The organism is Hathewaya histolytica, from assembly GCF_901482605.1.
Lineage (GTDB): Bacteria > Bacillota > Clostridia > Clostridiales > Clostridiaceae > Hathewaya > Hathewaya histolytica.
Window position 1 is genome coordinate 1139602 of the sequence record NZ_LR590481.1, and the last position, 21641, is coordinate 1161242.

The window sequence follows — 21641 nt, forward strand, 5'->3', positions numbered from 1 at the left end:
TAATTAGTTAGGGGTGCGAGCAATGGGAAAGCTACAAGATATTTTTATAAGGCTTCTAGAGCGATGGAAAATGCTTAGCAAGGGAAAAAAGATTGCTATATCTTCATTAGTTATAGGAACAATAACAATTTTGATATATATAGGAATTAGTGCTTCAAAACCTAAGTATTCAGTGCTTTTTTCTGATCTAGATCCTAAGGATTCAGGAAATGTTGTAGAGATATTAAAAGAAAAGAAAGTTAATTATAAAGTTCAAGGAAGCTCTATATTAGTACCTGAAGCACAGGTAGCCCCTCTTAAAATGGAGGTATTATCTAAAGTCGAGTTTACTGGAAATAGTAAGGGTTTTGAAATTTTTAACAATGATAGTATGGTATCTACAGATTTTGAGAACCAAATAAAGTATCAAAAAGCACTTCAAGGAGAAATTGAAAGAATGATAAAAGCTTTTGAAGAAGTAAAGGAAAGTAAAGTCATTCTTAAATTGCCGGAAAAAGATGCTTTTGCCATAAAACAAAATACTAATAAAGCTTCAGCAGCAGTTTCTATAAAATTAAAGCCAGGAATAAAAGATTTAAAAACGGAACAAACAAAAACTATTGTATCTCTCCTTACAGGAGCAGTTGAAAATTTACAAAAGGAAAATGTACATATTGCGGTTAATGGCATGAAGCTTGCTACCTCTAATTTGTACGAAAAAGAAGGCGAAGAGGGACTTTTAGCAAGTAATCAGCAAGACATAAAAAATGCAAAGGAAGAAACCTTAAAGAAGAATGTTCTAAATGTATTGAATCCTATTTATGGTAATGGGGTAAATGTAGCTGTAAATGTAGATTTAAATTTTGATGCTATACAAACAGAGACAAAAGATTATAAACAAGGTGTAGTTGTAAGTGAACATAATATTGACACTAAAGATAGAAATTCTAATAGTAACGTAACTAGCAGTCCTGTAGATAATAATATGTCTAACAGAGCTGGAAATAGTGCAAACGATAACACTACGGAGCATAAAGAAAGTACTAAGAATTATAATGTTCCTGAAGTTGTAAAAAAAGAGATACAAGCTCCTGGAAAAGTAGAAAAGGTTTCAGTTTCTGTGGCGGTTGATGAAGCTGTGGGAGCCTTAGATGATGGAAGCAAGGAAAAGATTAGGTCAACAGTAGCCTCTGCTATAGGATTTGATGAAAAACGAGGCGATACTATAAGTGTACAAGGGTTTGATTTTAAGAATAACAATAAGGATATAATGGATACTGCAAATGAAGAACTAAAAAAATCTGAAATGCAGGAAAAGAGAAATAAGATAGGCATGGGAATAGGTGTGGCAATCACAGGTATAATTATTTTATTAGGTATATTCCTTGTTTATAGAAAGTTTAATAAAGATCAAGAGGAAGATTTAATGGACAATCTAATAGAAGACAGTGTTATGCCGAAGGATACTGTTAGCTTTGAACCTATAATTTTCGAAAAAGAAAATGAAAAGAGTCATATGGAAAATGAGGTTAAAAAATATGCTCAGAGTAAACCAGATCAAGTTGCTGAAATTGTTAAATCATGGATAGCAGAGGATGAGAGGTGATAAGTTATGGCAAGAAAAGAAGGGTTAAGTGGAGTTCAAAAAGCGGCTATTTTGTTTATAACCTTAGGTCCAGAAGCTTCATCGAGCATTATTAAAAGGTTGCCTGAGAGAGAAATACAAAAAATAACTTTTGAAATTGCAAATATAAGTTCTGTGAATCCAGAACAAAGGCAAGAAATTTTAGATGAATTTATAGAAATGAATAAGGCTAAAGATTACATTTTAGAAGGTGGACTTGATTATGCTAGGGCGTTGCTAGGAAAGGCCTTAGGAGTTCAAAGAGCAGAAGAAATTTTGGAGAAGGTAAGTGAGGCTACTCAACAATTTAGGCCTTTTTCCATTGCAAGGAAAGCAGATGCTCATCAGCTTTTAGATGTAATATCTAGCGAGCATCCTCAAACCATAGCCTTGGTACTGTGTTATCTTCAACCAGATAAATCAGCACAAATAATGTCTTCTTTATCAGAGGAGCTTCAATCAGAAGTTGCTTTTAGAATAGCAACAATGAATAACACTTCTCCAGTTATGGTAAAAGAGATTGAAAAGGTTTTAGACAATAAGCTATCTTCTGTTATAAGAACTGAATCTACCAATATTGGTGGTATTCCTTCCCTTGTAGATATTCTTAACCAAGTTGATAGAACAACAGAAAAAAATATTACAGAAGGTTTAGAAAAAGAAGATGCAGAACTTGCTGAAAAGGTTAAGGAATCTATGTTTGTATTTGAAGACATTATTACTCTTGACGATGTTTCCATTCAAAGAATTTTACGAGAGGTTGATAACAAAGAGCTTGCACTTGCACTTAAAGGATCTTCAGAAGAGGTTCAAGAAACTATATTTAGAAACCAATCTAAGAGGGCAGCTGCTACATTGAAGGAAGACATGGAATTCTTAGGCCCAGTAAGATTGTTGGATGTTGAAAAAGCTCAACAAGATATTGTTGCTATTATTAGGAGACTGGATGAGTCAGGTGAGATTATAATGTCAAGAGGTGGAGAAGATGCAATCATTATGTAAGATTATAAAGGGGCCTGAAGTTGATGTAGAGGGTGATAAGGTTATAAAAACTCAGTATATACCTATAAAACCTGACGAAAAAGAAAAGAAAGAAGATTCTTCTATTATAGAAAAGTACAATAATCTATCAAGAGCTATAATCGGAAATGCTAAATTAAATGCTAAGAGAATCATAGAAGAAGCTGAATATAAATCTGAATCTATACAAAAGGAAGCTTACGATTCTGCCTATGATAAAGGGTATAACGATGGATATGAACAAGGATATGAATGTGGCATGAATGAATCTCTAAAGAAGGGTGAAGAACAAAGTAAGCAGATTATAGATAATGCCAACAGTATATTATATAATGCTCAAAAAACATATGAGGAATTTTTTAAGAAAAAAGAAGCTGAAATATTAGATGCAGTTTGCAATATTGCATCTAATTATTTAAAAAATGAAGTTAAAAATGAAGATTCGATTTTAAATATGATAAATGAAGAATTAAACAAAATACGCAATTCTAAAACTATTTTAATCAAATTTAATCCTTTTTATTTAGATGAAATGGAGAAAAATATTGATAGTTTCAAAACTTCTTTAGGATATACACAAAATATATTTTTACTTCCTGATGAATCTATGGAGCTTGGAGAGGTGCTAATAGAGAAGGATAACGGAAAATGTAGTATGAGAATTGAGTATGCTATAGAAAAAATAAGAGAAGAAATATTTAGCATCGTTTAATACGGGAGTTAATTATGAATATGGATTTCAGGAAGTTAGAAGAAAAAATAAAAAGTACTAATATGATCTATTATGAAGGAAAAGTTAAAAATGTCATAGGTTTAACCATTGAGGTAACAGGAATTAAAGCTTTCGTTGGAGAGGTTTGTTATATATATAATGATAAACACGATACAAAAATTGAATGTGAAGTAGTTGGATTCAAAGAAGATAATGTTATATTAATGCCACTGGGAGAACTTATAGGTATATCTAGAGGATGTATAGTTGTACCTACAGGAAAACCATTAGGTGTAAAATGTTCATCTTCTCTTTTAGGAAAGGTCTTGGATGGGCTCGGAAAGCCCTTAAATTATGAAGAGAAAGATAATATAAACTCTACCTACCAGTTATATCCTATGGATACTTCACCACCAGATCCTTTAAAGCGAAGAAGAATAAAAGATATATTACCTACAGGTATTAGAGCTATAGATGGATTCTTAACTTGCGGGGAAGGACAGAGAATAGGAATATTTGCTGGAAGTGGTGTAGGTAAAAGTACAACTTTAGGCATGATAGCAAGAGAGGCTAAAGCAGATGTAAATGTAATTGCTCTTATAGGAGAAAGAGGACGAGAGGTTAAAGATTTTCTAGAAAAAGATTTAGGAGAAGAAGGATTAAGAAAATCTGTAATAGTTTGTGCAACATCAGATAAACCTGCCCTAGTAAGATTAAAAGGAGCATTTACAGCAACAGCTATAGCAGAATATTTTAGAGATCAAGGGAAGAAAGTAATATTAATGATGGACTCGGTTACAAGATTTGCTATGGCGCAAAGAGAAGTTGGACTGGCAATTGGAGAGCCACCAGCCACAAAAGGATATACTCCATCAGTTTTTGCTATGCTTCCAAGGCTTATGGAGAGATCTGGAACTTCCAATAAAGGATCAATTACGGCTTTTTATACAGTATTAGTAGACGGAGATGATTTTAATGAACCTATAGCAGATGCTGTTAGAGGTATATTAGATGGTCATATTGTACTTTCAAGAGGTTTGGCAGCTAAAAATCATTATCCAGCTATAGATATTTTAAATTCTGTAAGTAGATTAATGAATGAGATTACAACGGAAGAACATAAAAATTCAGCTTCCTTAGCAAGAGATTTCTTAGCGTCATATAAGGATTCTGAAGATTTGATAAATATTGGGGCTTATGCAAAAGGAAGTAATAGAAAACTGGATTTTGCAATAGAGTACTATCCTATTTTAATGAAATATTTAAAACAAGGTGTAAAAGAGAATAGTGCTTTAGAACAATCTTTAGAAGAACTCATAGGTTTATTTAAAGGAAAAGAATATTTATATAATCTATAATATTTTATGAGTTATTACAGGAGGCATTTTTCATTGGGTAATAAATTTGAATTTAAACTTCAGAAACTTTTAGATATCAGGATGAAGGAAGAAGACTTCAGCAAGATGGAATTTAAAAGAGCACTTGAAGATAGGAATATGATAGCAAATAAAATAGATGAGCTTGAAAGTACGTATAGTAAATATAATATTTTTAGTACTGAAGATAACTTAATGGATAGAAAACTTAAAGTATCATATCTAAAGTTTTTAACATCATCTATTGATAAGGCTAATATAGAATTAAATAAAAAAACTGAAATTTTAAATATCAAAAGAGTAGATCTTAATAAAAAGCAAATTAGACGAAAGACAGTGGAAACTTTAAAATGTAATGATTATAGTGAATTTTTAAAAGAAGAGAAACTTTTTCAACAAAAACTTAATGATGAACTTGCACTTTATGGATTTATGAGAAAAAATAAGGAGTTGGTAAAATGAAGGTTAATAGCGTAAGTTTGGATACTCCAATAGTAAAAAATTTATCTAGTAATGATAAGTTGCATAATAAGGATTGTAGCGAAAATGATCTGAAATTTAATACACTTTTAAAAAGTCAATATGAATCAAAAAGTGAAAAGGATATCACTGTACCTAGAAATCCATGGAAGAAGAGTAATAGGGAGTTAGATGATAGTGAAGATTTAGATAAAGTTACTATTGCGTTACAGTCTTTAAGTGCCTATCTCATAAATTGTAAAGAAAATAAGGTTTCAAGTGAAATAGAAAAAGTATATGAGGATTTAAATAACAGTATAGAGAAGTTAAGTTATGAAGATATAGAAGTGTTTTTGAGCACAGATAATTTTGAAAGTAATATAAATTTAGATAATCACAATTTAGAAAAACTCTCAAGCAATTTAAATGACAAAGATTTTGTTTATAACAATAATCAAGAGTATATGAGAAATATAAAGGAAGAAATTTGTTTAATTTTAAATGAAGTAAAAAACCTACATTCTCAAGGATTTATGACTAATGAAGAAAGTTTTAATTATAAGCTTATAAATCATAGAGAAAGTATCATAAATGATGATAATTTAGAAATGATTACAAAGGAAATAAAAAATTTCTTACATGCTAATAAGAATACTAAGCCTGAAATACAGAATAGTAATGGTAATTTTCTTGCAGATTATACTTCTATACAAAAGAGTAGCAGCATAAAACAAAGTGAAGAACTTCTTAAAGATATGAATTTGGGTTCTGATGATAGTAGGGAAAAATTTTTAAAAGATATAAGTAAAGACAAAAAAGAAGAAAGTTTCTTTAATAAGGTAAATCTTAATTTAATGAAACTCGAAGGGTTAAAAGGTAATAGTTCAGAGGTTAGTATACCTAAGCAACCAATAGTAAGGGGAGAATTTCTTCAAAATGATATTATAAAATGGATGAAATATATGGACTTAAATAATGTAAAAGAAATTAGTTTAAAAGTTATACCAAAAGAATTAGGAGAGATAGTACTTAAGGTTAGTTTAGAATCTGGAGCAATGAAGGCTGAGATTTTATCTAATAATAAAGATACTTATAAAGTATTACAAAATAATATTTTAGATATAACAAACAAACTAGAAAATGAGTCAGTAAAAATACAAGAAGTGTCTGTAAACATTTATGGTGAGGATTATATGGGTGCAGAAGGAGAGAGATTTAAAGAGAATAATGCAAATGAATCTTTTAAGAGGAAAGATGGTAGAAAGTCCATAGATAGTATTGAAGGTGTTGGGAATGAACCTGAAAAAGAGGAAGATATTCTAAATAACGAAGTTTTAAATAAGCTAGCTTAGGGGGGAGAAATTTGCCAGATATAAGTTTACAAAATAATCAAAATAATTATCTTAATAACCAAACTTTAGAGGAGAGTAAAAAAAATTCTAGAGCCACAGATAGGGGTACAAGAATAATAAAGAATAGAAGTGAATTAGATAAAAATGCTTTTTTAAGAATATTAACTGCAGAATTAAGTAACCAAAATCCTTTTGATGTTAAAGATAGTACCCAGTATGTATCCCAGATGGCTCAATTTGCATCTATGGAACAGATGACAAACTTAAATTCTACTATGACAAGTTTTAGTGCTTATTCCTTAGTAGGCAAAACTCTTGCTTTTAATAGATATGATATGTATGGAAGACAGTATGGAGGAGTCGTACAAAATGTGGTTAAGAAAGGTGACTCCGTAATGCTTCAAGTAAACGTACAGGAGAAAGGTAAAGTTGTTAAAAAAGACTTTGATATAAAAGAAATAAGTAACGTAATTAATGCACCAGATGAAATGCTAAATTTAAATAATAATATGAATTTTCTTTTAAGCTCTTCTTTTATAGGTAAAAATGTTGAAGTAGTGCAACCAGATGGGCTTTATGTAGGAAAGGTAAAATCAGTTTATAAAGATTCGGGTTATATAAACTTAACTATTGACATTAATGGTAAATATGTAAAGGACCAAATGAAGTTAAAAGAAGGTTTTTCAAAGAAACATCCAAGCGTTTTTGGTCCTTATAATAGTGAAAAAGATTCACTATTACAAGTTAAATATGATAAAAAACAAGGTAAATATAACTATAAAATAGATGAAGAACCATGGAAAGAGTATAAAAAAGATGAAGAAATTAAAGGAATAAAGATAGGTCTTCCAAATGAGAATCCTGATTACGATACTATATGGAATTATTCCTTAAAAGGAGTACCTAAGGTAGAAAAAGATGTTAATTCTTTAGATGTTCTTTTAATTAAAAATTCTTAATACATAATTTAAGGAGGAATTTATATGTTAAGATCCATGTATTCTGGAATTTCAGGTATGAAAGTAAATCAATCAAAATTAGATGTAATTGGAAACAATATTGCCAATGTTGGTACTACAGCTTTTAAGGGGTCAAGGGTTAGATTTCAAGACATGCTAAGCCAAAGTCTTATTCATGCATCTGCACCTTCTAGAAATCAAGGGGGAGTAAATGTTGGACAAGTTGGTTTAGGAGTTAAGGTATCAGGAATTGATTCTATAGTTACTCAAGGAATGATGCAACCTACTGGCAGAAATCTAGATGTTGCAATAGATGGATTAGGATATTTGTTAGTTGGTGCAGGAGAACTTCCACAAAGTAACGCTGAAGGAGTTTCTATAGATGGTTCAAATTTTACTATTAAATCTACCAATGGTATGTCAATTAATTATTCAAGAGATGGCGCATTAGCACTAGATGAGCAGGGCAATTTGTTAACTTCTGATGGATATAGAATTTTAGGATATGCAGTAAATGAAAAGGGTGGATATAACGCTGAGACATTAAGTATTGATTACAATAAAAATGGACTTTGCTCTTTTGTAGATGCAAATAGTAAATATGGTATAAAAGCAGGTTCTACTTTGGTACCACTTAGGATACCTGATAGTATGCATGTAAAGGCTTCTATAGTAAATGGAGAAGCTATGTCTTTTGTTGGAAAAGGCGATAGAGGATATATAAATAATAATGGTACACCAAAGATAACTATAAATGCTCCTAACAATCAATACTTAGGGGATAATGATATAAAAGTTGAAGTTAAGTATGGTAAAACTGATACGGATACAACCTTAGCTTGGAGAGTTTATGTAAATGGTGAGCATGCTGGTAAGACAGGTGAAAATATAGATCTTAAAGCACTTGGATTTACTACTGTAAATAGTACATTAAATGCTTCAGCACCTAGTCTAAATACTAGTGTAAGCGATGATGAAAAAATTAAATACTCATGGAGTACAGATATTTCAGCAGAAGGAAATAAAAGGGTTAGAACATTTATGGTAGAAAAAAATGGAGTACTAAAGGCAGTTTTAGAAGACGGTAAGGTTGGAGTACTTGGACAATTAGCTCTAGCATCCTTTAAGAATTCAGAAGGACTTGAAAGAATGGGTAAAAACTTATATGGAAATTCTCCTAACTCTGGAGAAGCTGTGATAAGGAGTGGTATTGGATCAGATATAAGTAACGAAGATGGTTTTGGGGATTGCATACAAGGTATGTTAGAGATGTCTAATGTAGATCTAGCAGAACAGTTTACAGAAATGATTGTTGCAAATAGAGCATTTCAAGCTAGTTCTAAAATGATATCTACAGGAGATGAAGTTCTTCAAGATATTATAAATTTAAAAAGATAATTAGGAAGATATAGAGTATATGAAATATACTCTATATCTTATAAAGAGGTGATTTAGTGATAGAATTACATGGATTAAATAATAAAAAGTTTTATTTAAATGAAGATAATATAGAAAAGATGGAAGAAGTACCGCAAACAGTTATAACTCTTATAAATGATAAGAGATACTTGGTGAAGGAAAGTATTAATGAAATATTAAAAAAAATAAAAGATTTCAAGAAAAACATTTATACAGGGAATATTGAGTAAAGAGAGTTCAAACTTTCTCTTTATACAGGAGGAATTTTCATGAAAAAAAATGATATTACAACCTCATTAGGACTACTATTTGGAATAGGACTTACTATATGGGGGATGAGTTCAGGAAAAAGTGGACTAGGTATATTTTGGCATGCACCTAGTTTAGCAATTACTATGGGGGGATCATTTTCAGCACTACTTATAAATTATCCAATAAGTCAAATAAAAAATATGTTCAAAGTAATAGCTCAAAGTTTTAAGAATAAATCAAAATCAGGAATAGAAATAATAGAAAATTTTATAACTTTATCTAGAAAGGCGAGGAGGGAAGGACTCCTTTCTTTGGAGGATGAAATAAGTGATATAGAAGATAATTTCATGAAAAAAGGATTACAAATGGTAGTGGATGGTATAGAGCCAGAGGTTATAGAAAACATAATGGAATTAGAAATAGGAGAAATGGAAAGAAGGCATTCTAATTCGGCAACGGTTTTAAAATCTTGGGCAGCTTATGCTCCATCATTTGGTATGATTGGTACTTTAATAGGACTTGTACAAATGCTTGCTAATCTTTCAGATCAATCAACACTTGCAAGTGGTATGGCTGTAGCTTTAATTACTACTTTTTATGGTTCTGTCTTAGCGAATTTATTTTTAATTCCACTAGCATCAAATTTAACTTATAAATCTGATTTGGAAGCAGTTAATAAGGAAATGATGCTAGAGGGTATTTTAGCCATACAATCAGGTGTAAATCCAAGAATAATTGAAGAAAAGCTTACCTCTTATTTATCACCTAATGAAAAATTAGATTATAAAAAAGTATCTAATTACAATGAGGTGATAGAGAATGTCTAGAAAAAAGGTTAAAGAAGATAGTGTAGATACAAATAGTTGGCTTGGTACCTATGCCGATACTATAACCTTACTTTTGACTTTCTTTGTTCTATTATATTCTTATTCAAATGTAGATGCACAAAAATTTAAACAATTATCTAATGCATTACAGGGAGCTTTTACAGGTAAGAGTTCAGATAAAATTTTAGATTTTAATATAAGTGAAGGTGAGAATCCTATAGTGGGTTTAGAAAACAATGTTAATGGAAAAAACATGAAACCCAAAGAAGATGTTAAAGAAAATTATGAAAATCTAAAAAAACAAATAAAAGATGAAAAATTAGACGAATACCTACAAGTAAAAGTAGATTCTAGAGGATATATATTTGAAATAAAAGATAAGATATTATTTGAGACTGGCAAAGCCGATTTAAAGTCAGAAAGTATGCCTATTTTAAATTTCATCAGCAAATATATAGCTAACATTGATAATGAGATAATGGTGGAGGGGCATACGGATAATATTCCTATAAAAAATTATAAATATAACGATAATCTAGACCTTTCTTCTGACAGGGCAAACAATGTTACTAGGTATTTTATACAAAATAAAAATATAAACCCTAAAAGACTTAAATCTATGGGGCTCGGAGAATATCACCCTATAGTGCCTAATGATTCTGATGGAAATAAAGCAAAAAATAGAAGAGTTAATGTTCTTATTGTAAGTAATTCAAAGAAAGAGAGGAAGTAAGTTTATGGCACAAAATAAAAATGAAAAACTTAATAATGAAAAAGGTGAAAATAAACTTCAAATAGTAAATGTAGCCTTACTTAGTCTAATATTAATTGGAATGATAGCTTTTGGAACATATATGTTTTTATACAAAGGTCCAAATAATAATAAAGTTAAAAATGAACAGGCTAGTGGAACCGTAGATATAAAAAGACAAGAAGTCTACTCACTTTCAGATATGACTTCAAATTTAGCTGATAAAGATTCTAAAAGATACGTAAAAATAAAAGTTGCATTAGGCTATAAAAAAAATGATAAGTTAAAGGAAGAACTAGATAAAAAGAAAGACATAATATCAGATAGTATAGTAAGTGTTGTTAGAAATAAAACTGCAGATAATTTTAATGGAATTGGTATAGATTCTATAAAGAAAGAAATAAACACTAAAATTAATACTTATTTAAATGAGGGTTTAGTAGACAATGTGTATTTTAGTGAAATATTGATCCAATAGGTGATATTTATGAATTATAGTGTGTTTAAAATGATAATTCAGATTGTAATCTTTTTGCCTGTTACATTGTTTCTTATTTATACTATAGTAAAATATGGTAGCAACAAGATGCAGAGTTTTAATAACGGAAGGGTTATAAACATAATAGAACGAACACAAATTTCTAAGGAAGGTTTTTTAGTTGTAGCAAAGATAGTAGATAAATACTATTTAATATCTACTACTAATAGTAAAAATGAAATATTACAGGAGATAGATAGAGAAAGGGTAGAACATCTATTACAAGAAAAAAGTAACAAGGAAAATGCATATATAAATAATATATTAGTTAAAATTTTACCTAAAAAGGAAGAGTGAAATGAAAAAGAAAATTAAATACTTAATTTTTATCTTCTTTGCCTTATTTATAGTTATATTAGGTTCAAAAACAGTAATGGCTGAACCTAATACAAGCAATACATTACCAATACCTAAAATAAATTTTTCTGTAGATAAGGCAAATACTCCTAAAGAATATGTAGATAATATAAAAATACTTGTTCTTATGACAGTACTAGCACTTTTACCTTCTATAGTTATTATGACTACTTCTTTTATAAGAATAATTGTAGTATTGTCGCTTTTCAAGAATGCCATAGGTGCTCAACAATCTATTCCTAGAGAAGTATTAATAGGACTTGCTTTATTTTTAACATTTTTCATAATGGCACCTACTTATAATAAAATAAATGATGAAGCTATTAAACCATATTTAGATAATAAACTTACAAATGAACAAGCATGGAGCAAGGGAACAGAACCTTTAAGGGAGTTTATGCTTAAACAAACAAAAGTAAAAGATTTGAAGTTGTTTTTAGAAATTGGAAATCTTGAAGATAAAGTAAAAGTAAAGGTAGATGATAAAGGAAAAGAGATAAGCGATAGTGGAGGAAAGGTTTATGATTATAGTGATGTTCCAACCTATGCTATTATACCTGCTTTTATTATAAGTGAACTTAAGATAGCCTTTGAAATAGGTTTCTTATTGTTTATACCATTCTTGATTATAGATATAGTTACTGGAAGTATATTAATGTCCATGGGGATGTTTATGGTTCCTCCAGTTATGATTTCTTTACCATTTAAATTGCTTTTATTTGTTATGGTAGACGGATGGCACTTACTTGTAAGAGCTCTTATATTAAGTTTTAGATGAGGTGGTTAAATGTCTGAAAATATGATTATTTCGATTTTAAAAGATGCACTTACTACGGGAATTCTAATTTCCGCACCAATACTAATTACAGCCACTGTAGTTGGACTTATAATTGCTATTTTGCAGGCTACCACTCAAATACAAGAGCAAACCTTGACTTTTGTTCCTAAAATACTTGTGGCAGCTTTAGTTGGACTTTTATGTAGTGGATGGATGTTACATAAGTCTTTAGATTTTACTAAAAGAATATTTGAAATAATAGCAAATATTACAAAATAGGAGGACATACCTTGTTAAATTTAGATCTTATACTAATTTTTATAATGGTATTGCTAAGAATAACAGCTTTCTTTGGTGTGCTGCCTGTGTTATTTCCACAGGGGACTCCTAAATATGCAAAACTATTATTTTCCTCCTTAATAGCGTATTTAATATTACCTACAGTAAAAGGTATTTCGAGTATACAGTTTAACAATATGTTTTCTATATTTTATTACGGGGCTAATGAAATAGTCATAGGACTTATGATGGGTTATATAACAAACTTATGTTTTAATTTCATAAAAATGGGGGGGCAATATTTAGATGTTCATATAGGATTTGCGATGAACACTCTATTTGATCCATATTCAAATGAAAATATTACATTAATACAAAAGTTATTTTATATGATTTCAGTACTTTTATACTTTTTAATAAATGGTCATCACATATTAATAAAATCATTAGTTTTTAGTTATAAATCAGTTAATATAGGGCAATCAATAATATTTACTGAAAAGTTCTCAATTATTCTAAAAGCCTTTACATATTTCTTCACTACAGGTATTCGTATATCTTTACCTATAACTTTAATAATTTTAGTTATAAACCTTATTTTAGGATTGGCATCAAGAACAGTACCTCAGTTAAATGTCATGATATTAGGTATGCCTATTAAAATTTTGGCAGGAATAGCAGGAATAATAATAACTTTGCCTATAATAATTAAAATGTTTAATTCAGGTTTTAATGAAATACCTAAAATCTTAACAAATTTACTTAAGATAGGCCCTGTTATTTTTATATTTGCAGATAGTGGCGATAAAACTGAGGAGGCTACTGAAAAGAAAAAAAGGGATAGTAGAAAAAAGGGACAAATACCTAAGAGTAAGGACCTTAATATGACTTCATCTTTAATATGTATATCCTTTATAATAGTTACTTTTGGAGAAAGTTTCATTAAGCAAATGAAAAATACTTTAAATATATTCTTAAATAATTATCTAAATACTGAAATTACCTATAATAGCTTAGATGCAATAACTGTTATTTCTTTAAAAAGATTACTTATGGGAATTATGCCTATAGCGTTACCCATTATGGTAATAGGTATAGTTAGTAATATATTGCAGTCAGGTTTTTTATTTACAGGAGAAACTATAAAGCCTAAGTTAAGCAAATTGAATCCCATTAATGGAGTTAAAAGGTTTTTCTCTATTAGAACTTTAGTAGAACTAATAAAAAATTTAGCTGTAATTAATATATTATTATTTATAGGCTATAAGTTTTTTAAGGAACAGTTCTACAACATTATAAATATAGGATCTTTGGATTTAAATTCTATAGGTTCTCATTTAAATAAACTTGTTGGAAATTTATTTTATAAAGTAACTTTAGTAATGTGTGTAGTTGCAGCACTAGATTATTTTTTCCAATATCGTCAATATAAAAAAGAGATGAGAATGTCAAAGCAAGAAGTTAAAGAAGAGTTTAAGCAAATGGAGGGAGATCCTCAGATAAAAGGTAAAATTAGACAGAAACAAAGAGAAATGGCTATGAGAAGGATGATGCAAAGTGTGCCAGATGCAACAGTAATAATTACGAATCCAACTCATATATCCATAGCCTTAAAATATGAGGAGGATTCTAAAAATGCACCTAGGCTTGTAGCTAGAGGGGCGGATAATTTAGCTTTAAAGATAAAGGAAATTGCAAAAGAACATAAAATTCCTATAATGGAAAATAAACCTTTAGCACGAACTTTATATGAAACTGTAGAGCTAAATGAAGAAATTCCAGAAAATTTATATCATGCTGTGGCTGAGATATTAGCAATTATTTATAAATTAAAGAAATAAAGGTGAATTGAATGGAAAACAATAGAACAAGTAAAATTAAAAACAATTTGGATATTTTAGTTGCCTTTAGTGTTGTTTGTATAGTTTTAATGATCATAATACCTGTACCTACTGGCTTATTAGATTTCTTATTAGCTATTAATATATCTATTTCAGTAGCTATATTATTAATGACATTGTTTACTACAAGTGTTCTACAATTCTCTATATTTCCCTCCCTACTTTTGATTACTACCTTATTTAGATTAGGTCTTAATATATCATCAACTAAGCTAATTTTGGGAGATGGATTTGCAGGAAATATAATTGAAACCTTTGGAACTTTTGTAGTAAAGGGCAATTTTGTAGTGGGAATAATTATATTTTTAATCATAGTAATTATACAGTTTGTAGTAATAACTAACGGTGCCGGAAGAGTATCTGAAGTAGCTGCAAGATTCACATTAGATGCTATGCCAGGAAAACAAATGAGTATAGATGCTGATTTAAATGCAGGACTTATTAATGAAGATCAAGCTAAAAAAAGAAGAGTAGACCTACAAAAAGAAGCAGATTTTTATGGAGCCATGGATGGAGCTTCTAAATTTGTAAAAGGAGACGCCATTGTAGGTATTTTAGTAACTTTGATAAATGTTCTTGGGGGAATAATTATTGGAGTTTTAATGAAGAACTTAGCTATAGGTGAAGCAGCAGATAAATATATAAAACTAACCATAGGAGATGGACTTGTAAGTCAAATACCAGCATTACTTATATCTACAGCATCTGGTATTATAACTACACGTTCTGGTAATAGTGAGAATTTCGGTAAGACCCTTGGTCAGCAAATAACAACATTTCCAAAGGTAATAGGTATATTGTCAGGTGTTTTAATACTTTTAGCCTTAATTCCTGGTATGCCAAGCTTTATTTTCATTATACTTTCTATCGTAGCAGCTATTAGTGCATATTCTTTATTTAAGGATCAGAAGGAAAAAGAAATAGAGGAAATACAAATTCAAGAAAATGAAATAATGGAAATTGAAAAAAATGAACCAGAAAATGTTATGAATTTAATAAATGTAGAACCAATGGAAATCGAAATAGGATATGGATTAATTCCTCTTGCAGATGAGATAGTAGGTGGAGATTTACTACAAAGAATAGCATCAGTTAGAAGACAATGTGCTATAGAAATGGGTATTATTGTCCAACCTATAAGGATTAGAGATAATCTGCAAATTAAAAATAATGAATACCTAATAAAGATAAGAGCTACAGAGGTGATAAGAGGAGAATTAATGCCTAATATGCTTCTTTGTATGAATCCTAGTAATGAAGACATACCTATACAAGGAATAAAAACTATAGAACCAACTTTTGGATTACCTGCTTTATGGATAGATAAAAATGATAGGGAAGAGGCTGAAATTAAAGGATTTACTGTAGTAGATCCAACAACGGTTTTAGTAACTCATTTATCTGAGGTTATAAAAACTCATAGTTATGAACTTTTAGGCAGACAAGAGACAAAAATGATAATTGATAACTTAAAAGAAAGATATAGTGCTGTAGTTGAGGAGCTCGTACCAGATTTAATGACTATAGGTGAAATACAAAAAGTTCTTCAAAATCTTTTAAAAGAAAGAGTATCAATAAAAGATACGGTTACAATTTTCGAATCTCTTGCAGATAATTCAAGAAGTACTAAGGATGTAGAATTGTTAACAGAATATGTTAGGTTTGCATTAGGAAGAAGTATTTGTAACCCTCTTATAGATGAAGATAGAACATTAAGAGTAATAACTCTTAGTGGAGAGCTAGAAAGTTTAATTCAAAATAATATACAAAAATCTATGCAAGGAAGTTTTCCAGCGTTGGACCCTGATACCACTAAAAATATATTTGAAAATATAAATAACCTTGTACAAAATATATATTTTAATGAAAATCAGCCATTAATATTAGTATCACCAGGTATAAGACCTGCATTTAGAAAACTTATAGAAATGGTATTTCCACATATAATAGTACTTTCCCTAAATGAAATACCAAATGATATTCAGATAAGAACTGAGGGGGTAGTGGAGATATAGATGCTTATTAAAAAATATTTAGTAAGAAATATGAATGAGGGTATTGCTAAAATAAAAAAGGAATTAGGGGCAGAGGCCATAATAATTTCACAAAGAAAAGTAAATAAAAAAGGTGTTTTAAGTTTTTTTTCACCTAAGTTAATAGAAATTACAGCAACTACGGAGAGTAAATCTATAGGTTTAAATGAAAAAATAGTATCAAAATCAAACAGGGAAATAGCTTTAGACAATGAATCTAATTATAAGGAACGTATCGGAGAAAAATCCTTAAAAGAAGAATTTAAATCTATGAAAGATATGCTTTTGGATATATGTGAGAATATAAATAGAGAAGATAATAGTAATAGAAATTTAGATTTATATATGCAATATATAGCTTCCTTAGATATATCACCTGAAGTTTCAGAAGATATAATAGAAGAACTTAGTAAATATGAAATAAATGGTGATATAGATAAGTCTATCATAAGAAATATTTTGGAAAATAAAGTTAGTGTGAAAGAAGATAATAAACAGGGTGTAAAAGTATTTGTTGGACCTACAGGTGTCGGAAAAACAACTACTATAGCAAAGCTTGCTGGAAAGTATGTTCTACAGCATAAAAAAAAGGTAGGGTTAATTACTATCGATACTTATAGAATAGGTGCTGTAGAACAACTTAAAATTTATGCAGAGATAATGAACATTCCATTTAAAGTTGTTTTTACACTAAATGATATGGAAGATGCTATGGAAAGCATGAAAGACTGTGAAGTAATATTAGTAGATACTACAGGAAGAAATAGCAAGAACTTAATGCAGATTCAGGAACTTAGAGCATTTGTAGAGAAGACTGGAGCTAGAGATATTAATTTAGTGTTAAGTTCTACTACTAAAAGTAGTGATATAGGAGACATAATAAAAGGTTATAGTAGCTTACAATTTAACAGCTTAATATTTACAAAGTTAGATGAGACATCTAGTTATGGTGCTCTTTTAGATACAGCTATAAAAAGCAAAGTACCTTTATCTTATGTGACTTTAGGACAAAATGTTCCAGAAGATATTAAGATCTTAAATAAGGATGAGTTAATATCTATAATTTTAGGAGAAAAAGTTTTATGGTAGATCAAGCACAAAAACTAAGGGAAATGGTAAGACAATCTAATTATGAAGTTATGGATTCATATTCAGATAGAGAATACAAAGAGGATAAAACTAGAGGAAAGATAGTAACAATTTCTTCAGGAGAATGTGGAGTAGATAGACATAACATCATGCTTAATTTAGCTATTACACTTAATTATTTAGGCAATAAGGTCCTTATAATTGATACTAATATGGATAATAAAAATAATGGCTATATTTTAGATGATAAGCTTCCGGATTTTAATCTATTTGATGTGATTTATAAAAATATGAATATTAAAGACATAATAGTAGAGGGACCAGAGGGTATACATTTAATATATATTGGACAGTCCATAGGGAAAATGGATACTCTTAATGAAAAAGAAAAAAAGTTGTTTTTAGATAAAGTATGTTCACTAAAAAATTATGATTTCATTTTAATTGCTACTGGGTATGGAATTAATAAATATGTATTAAAATTTATTGCATGTAGTGATGAAGTTATTTTATTAACTAATTCAAATCAGACTAACCTTAAGGATGCATATAGCTTGGTTAAAGTTATAAAACATTTTGAAATGAGAAATTCTATTAAATTAATAGTTAATAATATTAAAAATAAAGAAGACGGTGAAATGGTTTGTGAAAGGTTTAGGAATGCTACCAAAAGGTTTTTAGATATGGATACAGAGCTTTTAGGATACTTATATGAAGATACTAACCTAGTAGAATCAATAAAGATGCGGATTCCTGTATGTGTTAAATACCCTAACTGTAAATTTTCTATGTGTATGAGCGATATAGGTAAAAAAATTTCTTGTGAAACTCATTCAAATGAAAAGGAAGTTAATGATATTAGATGGGTATTGAATAAATTTTTTAATTTATTCTGTTTTTAAACTATAAGGAGGGAAGGCGATGAATGCATTCGCAGCTATGCAAGATAGGGAAAGAATAGTAAAAGAATATATTCCGTTGGTTAAATATATGGCGTCTAGAATTTTAATTGGTAAAAATAAATATATGGATTTTGATGATTTAGTTGGATATGGAATGATTGGTCTTATGGATGCTATAAATAGATATGATTCTACTAAAGGTATGAAGTTTTCCACTTATGCATCTATAAGGATAAAGGGTGCTATAATAGATGAACTACGAAAAAATAGTCCTATATCTAAGGGGGCTATGGATAAATTAAATAGTTATAATGATGCTATAGAAAAGCTTCAGAAAAAATTTTTGAAAGAACCAACTTCAGATGAAATAGCAAAGGAAATGGGCCTTACAAGAGAAAGGGTTTCAGAAATCGAAAGTTATATTAATTATATTTCAGTAACTTCTCTTGAAAATATGATATATGCTGGAGATGATGAGTTATCTTTAATTGGGATTATAGAAGATAAAAAAAGTCCATCTCCACAAGAAATTGTAGAAGAAAAGGAACAGATGGAAGTTCTATCTAAAGCTATAGATTTACTTAATGACAAGGATAAAACCATATTATCACTATATTACTATGAAGGGCTTACTTTAAAAGAAATAGGGAAAGTTTTATCCGTATCTGAATCTAGAGTATGCCAATTACATAGTAGGGCTATAGTAAACTTAAGAAAAGCATTAAAAAAACTAAAATATAATTAGGTGAAAAATATGAAATTTTTACTTTTACTTATAATAGGAATATCTTTAATAATCTACGGTATGTTAAGTATAAAAAGAGAAGAAGATAAATTTTCACGAGTATTAAAGGATAAGGAAAATAACATGAGTAATTCGGGTATGGAGCTAGGGGAATTAAGGAAGGATATTGGGGAGACTTTTACAGAAATACAAAGAGATATATTAAAGTTACAAGAGGAATTAAATATTTTAAAACAATCTACAGCATTTTTGGAAAAACCTCACACACATAATATAGATGAAAATATTATTAAAGGCAATAAAAAAGAGGCCGATAATAATTTTAATATGTATTCTAAAGAAAGTAATAAAAAGGATGAAATTAAAAAACTTTTACAAGATAATGAATCCATAGACTACATTTGTGATAAATATAAAATGGGAAGGGGTGAAGTGTTATTAATAAGAGATCTATATACAAAATAAAACCCCTATTAAATATTGTTAAGGATAAAAAATTTTTACTTGGTTTAGGTTTTGGAATCTTAATTTCTACCTTGATTTTGTGGAGGAGTGCATATAACTACTCGATAAGTGATTCAGAGGTTGAAAAAAGAGCTCTAAATATGGGTATGAAATATGAAAAAGATATAAAGATAAAGTTAAATGAGGTGAAAGTAAAATGATAAGAGGTCTATATACTGCAGTATCAGGGCTTGTTGTAGGAGAAGCTAAGCAAGGGATAATTACTAACAATCTTGCAAATGCTAATACCATAGGATTCAAAAATGATAACTTATCAGTTAAAAATTTTGGCGATGTTATGCTTTATAATTATGATAAAAGATTAGGAAATAATAATATTAAAAATAATATAGGCGAATTAAGTAAAGGTAGTGCAATTGATGAGGTAAACACACATTTTACACAAGGAATTTTACAAAATACAGATAAGGAAACAGACTTTGCTATAGAGGGAAGAGGATTTTTTACTGTGGCTAGGAACGGAAAGCAGTATTATACTAGGGATGGTAAGTTTAATATTAATATGGAAGGATATCTGGTGAATTCTACAGGGGACTTAGTTCAAGGTACTGATCTTTATAGTGGTAATATTTCACCTATATATATAGGCGATGGAAAAGTATCTGCAAATTCTAATGGTAATATACAAGTAAATGGAGTAGAAAGATTTAAATTAAATGTGGTTGATTTCCCTAACTACAATTCCTTAAAAAAAGTAGGAGATAACCTATATGAAGGAAATAATGCTCAAATCGCACAAAACTATAATGTAAGACATAAGGCTATTGAAAAATCTAATGTAAATGTAATGACAGAAACTGTTGAAATGTTACAAAATATGAGAAGTTTTGAAAGTAATCAAAAATTAGTACAAGTATTTGATGAGACTTTGGGTAAGGCCGTAAATGAATTAGGTTCTATAAGATAAAGTAGATAGGGGCGAATTTTATGAATAGACTTATGTGGACGAGTAAAGGTGCTATGGTAGCACAACAAGAGAAATTGGATAGTATATCTAATAATCTTGCTAATATTGAAACTAATGGATATAAAAAAGTAAATGTTTCTTTTTCAGATCTTTTAGGTGAGTCTTTAGATAGGAGAGGTTACCCTAAAATAGATAGAGAAAATGTTAATCTTCAACATAATACTGGTGTAAAGACTAGTAGATGGATTAGAGATAATTCTCAAGGTTCTCTTCTTCAAACAGGGAGATCAGGAGATTTAGCAATCGATGGAGAGGGGTATTTTCAAATAACACTTAAAGATGGAAGTAAGGGATATACTAGAGATGGCGCTTTAAATATAGATAGGAATGGAGACCTTGTGGATAAAAACGGTAATTATTTAGATATAATGAATAATGGTAGAATAGTTAGACTAAGTGATTTAAATTTAAATCATAATTCTCAAGATCTATATGTGGGAGAACATGGGGAAGTAAACATAAGACGTGGAGATGAGTTTACCTATATAGGAAATTTGCAAGTAAATAAGTTTATAGGGGATGAAGCTTTAATATCTAAGGGCAATAACGTATATGTAAGAAATACAGGATCTACAATGATAGCAGCAGACAATTTCTCTATACACCAAGGATATTTAGAACAGTCTAATGTAGAGATAGGAGACGAGGTTACTGAATTAATTTTAGCGCAAAGAGCATTTCAATTAAGTTCTAATGCCTTAAAAACTAGTGATGAAATGTGGGGAATGGTTAATAACTTAAGGGGAAGATAATATATCTATATAAAAAAACCTTGCGTAATGCAAGGTTTTTTATAT

General features: G+C 29.5%; 23 protein-coding genes. All 23 read left to right on the forward strand.

Features of this window, described 5'->3' with window-relative positions; genetic code table 11:
• The first annotated feature begins 22 nt into the window (after positions 1-22).
• The 23 genes from fliF to FGL08_RS05515 all read left to right on the forward strand — a co-directional run bounded on the left by fliF (position 23) and on the right by FGL08_RS05515 (position 21596).
• Positions 23-1585 carry a flagellar basal-body MS-ring/collar protein FliF gene (fliF, locus tag FGL08_RS05405; protein ID WP_138209809.1) on the forward strand — a complete coding sequence of 521 codons (1563 nt, stop codon included), beginning with the start codon at positions 23-25 and terminating at the stop codon, positions 1583-1585.
• A gap of 6 nt (positions 1586-1591) precedes the next feature.
• A complete protein-coding gene (fliG, locus tag FGL08_RS05410; RefSeq protein ID WP_138209810.1) occupies positions 1592-2605 on the forward strand; it encodes a flagellar motor switch protein FliG in 1014 nt (337 codons plus the stop codon).
• A complete protein-coding gene (locus tag FGL08_RS05415) occupies positions 2589-3335 on the forward strand; it encodes a FliH/SctL family protein (RefSeq protein ID WP_138209811.1) in 747 nt (248 codons plus the stop codon). The genes fliG and FGL08_RS05415 overlap by 17 nt, the downstream gene beginning before the upstream one ends.
• A gap of 14 nt (positions 3336-3349) precedes the next feature.
• Positions 3350-4693, forward strand: coding sequence for a flagellar protein export ATPase FliI (gene fliI / locus FGL08_RS05420; RefSeq protein WP_138209812.1), 1344 nt, complete (start codon positions 3350-3352; stop codon positions 4691-4693).
• A 33-nt stretch (positions 4694-4726) separates the two neighbouring features.
• Positions 4727-5173, forward strand: coding sequence for a flagellar export protein FliJ (gene fliJ, locus FGL08_RS05425; protein ID WP_171011984.1), 447 nt, complete (start codon positions 4727-4729; stop codon positions 5171-5173).
• Positions 5170-6522 (forward strand): flagellar hook-length control protein FliK, encoded by a 1353-nt coding sequence (locus FGL08_RS05430; RefSeq protein WP_138209814.1) that lies wholly within the window; start codon positions 5170-5172, stop codon positions 6520-6522. Before fliJ ends, FGL08_RS05430 begins: the two co-directional genes overlap by 4 nt.
• 11 nt (positions 6523-6533) lie before the next feature.
• Positions 6534-7481 (forward strand): flagellar hook assembly protein FlgD, encoded by a 948-nt coding sequence (locus FGL08_RS05435; protein ID WP_171011985.1) that lies wholly within the window; start codon positions 6534-6536, stop codon positions 7479-7481.
• Between the two features lie 24 nt (positions 7482-7505).
• The gene (locus FGL08_RS05440) at positions 7506-8879 is read left to right on the forward strand and encodes a flagellar hook protein FlgE (RefSeq protein ID WP_138209815.1); all 1374 of its coding nucleotides are present in this window, start codon (positions 7506-7508) and stop codon (positions 8877-8879) included.
• A 56-nt stretch (positions 8880-8935) separates the two neighbouring features.
• Positions 8936-9130, forward strand: coding sequence for a flagellar FlbD family protein (locus FGL08_RS05445; RefSeq protein ID WP_138209816.1), 195 nt, complete (start codon positions 8936-8938; stop codon positions 9128-9130).
• 39 nt (positions 9131-9169) lie between these two features.
• Positions 9170-9979 (forward strand): motility protein A, encoded by an 810-nt coding sequence (locus FGL08_RS05450; protein WP_138209817.1) that lies wholly within the window; start codon positions 9170-9172, stop codon positions 9977-9979.
• Entirely contained in the window at positions 9972-10712 is a 741-nt protein-coding gene (locus FGL08_RS05455; protein WP_138209818.1) for an OmpA family protein, read from the forward strand. The genes FGL08_RS05450 and FGL08_RS05455 overlap by 8 nt, the downstream gene beginning before the upstream one ends.
• 4 nt (positions 10713-10716) lie before the next feature.
• Entirely contained in the window at positions 10717-11208 is a 492-nt protein-coding gene (locus tag FGL08_RS05460) for a flagellar basal body-associated FliL family protein (protein WP_138209819.1), read from the forward strand.
• Positions 11209-11217: 9 nt separating this feature from the next.
• Complete coding sequence (locus FGL08_RS05465; protein ID WP_138209820.1) at positions 11218-11565, forward strand: flagellar biosynthetic protein FliO; 348 nt, start codon at positions 11218-11220, stop codon at positions 11563-11565.
• A gap of 1 nt (position 11566) precedes the next feature.
• Complete coding sequence (fliP, locus tag FGL08_RS05470; protein ID WP_138209821.1) at positions 11567-12403, forward strand: flagellar type III secretion system pore protein FliP; 837 nt, start codon at positions 11567-11569, stop codon at positions 12401-12403.
• A gap of 9 nt (positions 12404-12412) precedes the next feature.
• The gene (gene fliQ, locus FGL08_RS05475; protein WP_138209822.1) at positions 12413-12682 is read left to right on the forward strand and encodes a flagellar biosynthesis protein FliQ; all 270 of its coding nucleotides are present in this window, start codon (positions 12413-12415) and stop codon (positions 12680-12682) included.
• Positions 12683-12693: 11 nt separating this feature from the next.
• Entirely contained in the window at positions 12694-14523 is a 1830-nt protein-coding gene (locus tag FGL08_RS05480; RefSeq protein ID WP_138209823.1) for a fused FliR family export protein/FlhB family type III secretion system protein, read from the forward strand.
• 11 nt (positions 14524-14534) lie between these two features.
• A complete protein-coding gene (flhA, locus tag FGL08_RS05485; protein WP_138209824.1) occupies positions 14535-16598 on the forward strand; it encodes a flagellar biosynthesis protein FlhA in 2064 nt (687 codons plus the stop codon).
• Complete coding sequence (flhF, locus tag FGL08_RS05490; RefSeq protein WP_138209825.1) at positions 16599-17705, forward strand: flagellar biosynthesis GTPase FlhF; 1107 nt, start codon at positions 16599-16601, stop codon at positions 17703-17705.
• Positions 17699-18607 (forward strand): AAA family ATPase, encoded by a 909-nt coding sequence (locus tag FGL08_RS05495; protein ID WP_138209826.1) that lies wholly within the window; start codon positions 17699-17701, stop codon positions 18605-18607. Before flhF ends, FGL08_RS05495 begins: the two co-directional genes overlap by 7 nt.
• 19 nt (positions 18608-18626) lie before the next feature.
• The gene (locus tag FGL08_RS05500) at positions 18627-19352 is read left to right on the forward strand and encodes a FliA/WhiG family RNA polymerase sigma factor (RefSeq protein ID WP_138209827.1); all 726 of its coding nucleotides are present in this window, start codon (positions 18627-18629) and stop codon (positions 19350-19352) included.
• A 9-nt stretch (positions 19353-19361) separates the two neighbouring features.
• Positions 19362-19817: a hypothetical protein gene (locus FGL08_RS05505; protein ID WP_138209828.1), complete on the forward strand. Its 456-nt coding sequence runs from the start codon at positions 19362-19364 to the stop codon at positions 19815-19817.
• Positions 19818-20013: 196 nt separating this feature from the next.
• The gene (locus FGL08_RS05510; RefSeq protein WP_138209829.1) at positions 20014-20784 is read left to right on the forward strand and encodes a flagellar hook-basal body complex protein; all 771 of its coding nucleotides are present in this window, start codon (positions 20014-20016) and stop codon (positions 20782-20784) included.
• A 20-nt stretch (positions 20785-20804) separates the two neighbouring features.
• Positions 20805-21596, forward strand: coding sequence for a flagellar hook-basal body complex protein (locus FGL08_RS05515; protein ID WP_138209830.1), 792 nt, complete (start codon positions 20805-20807; stop codon positions 21594-21596).
• The last annotated feature ends 45 nt before the right edge of the window (positions 21597-21641 follow it).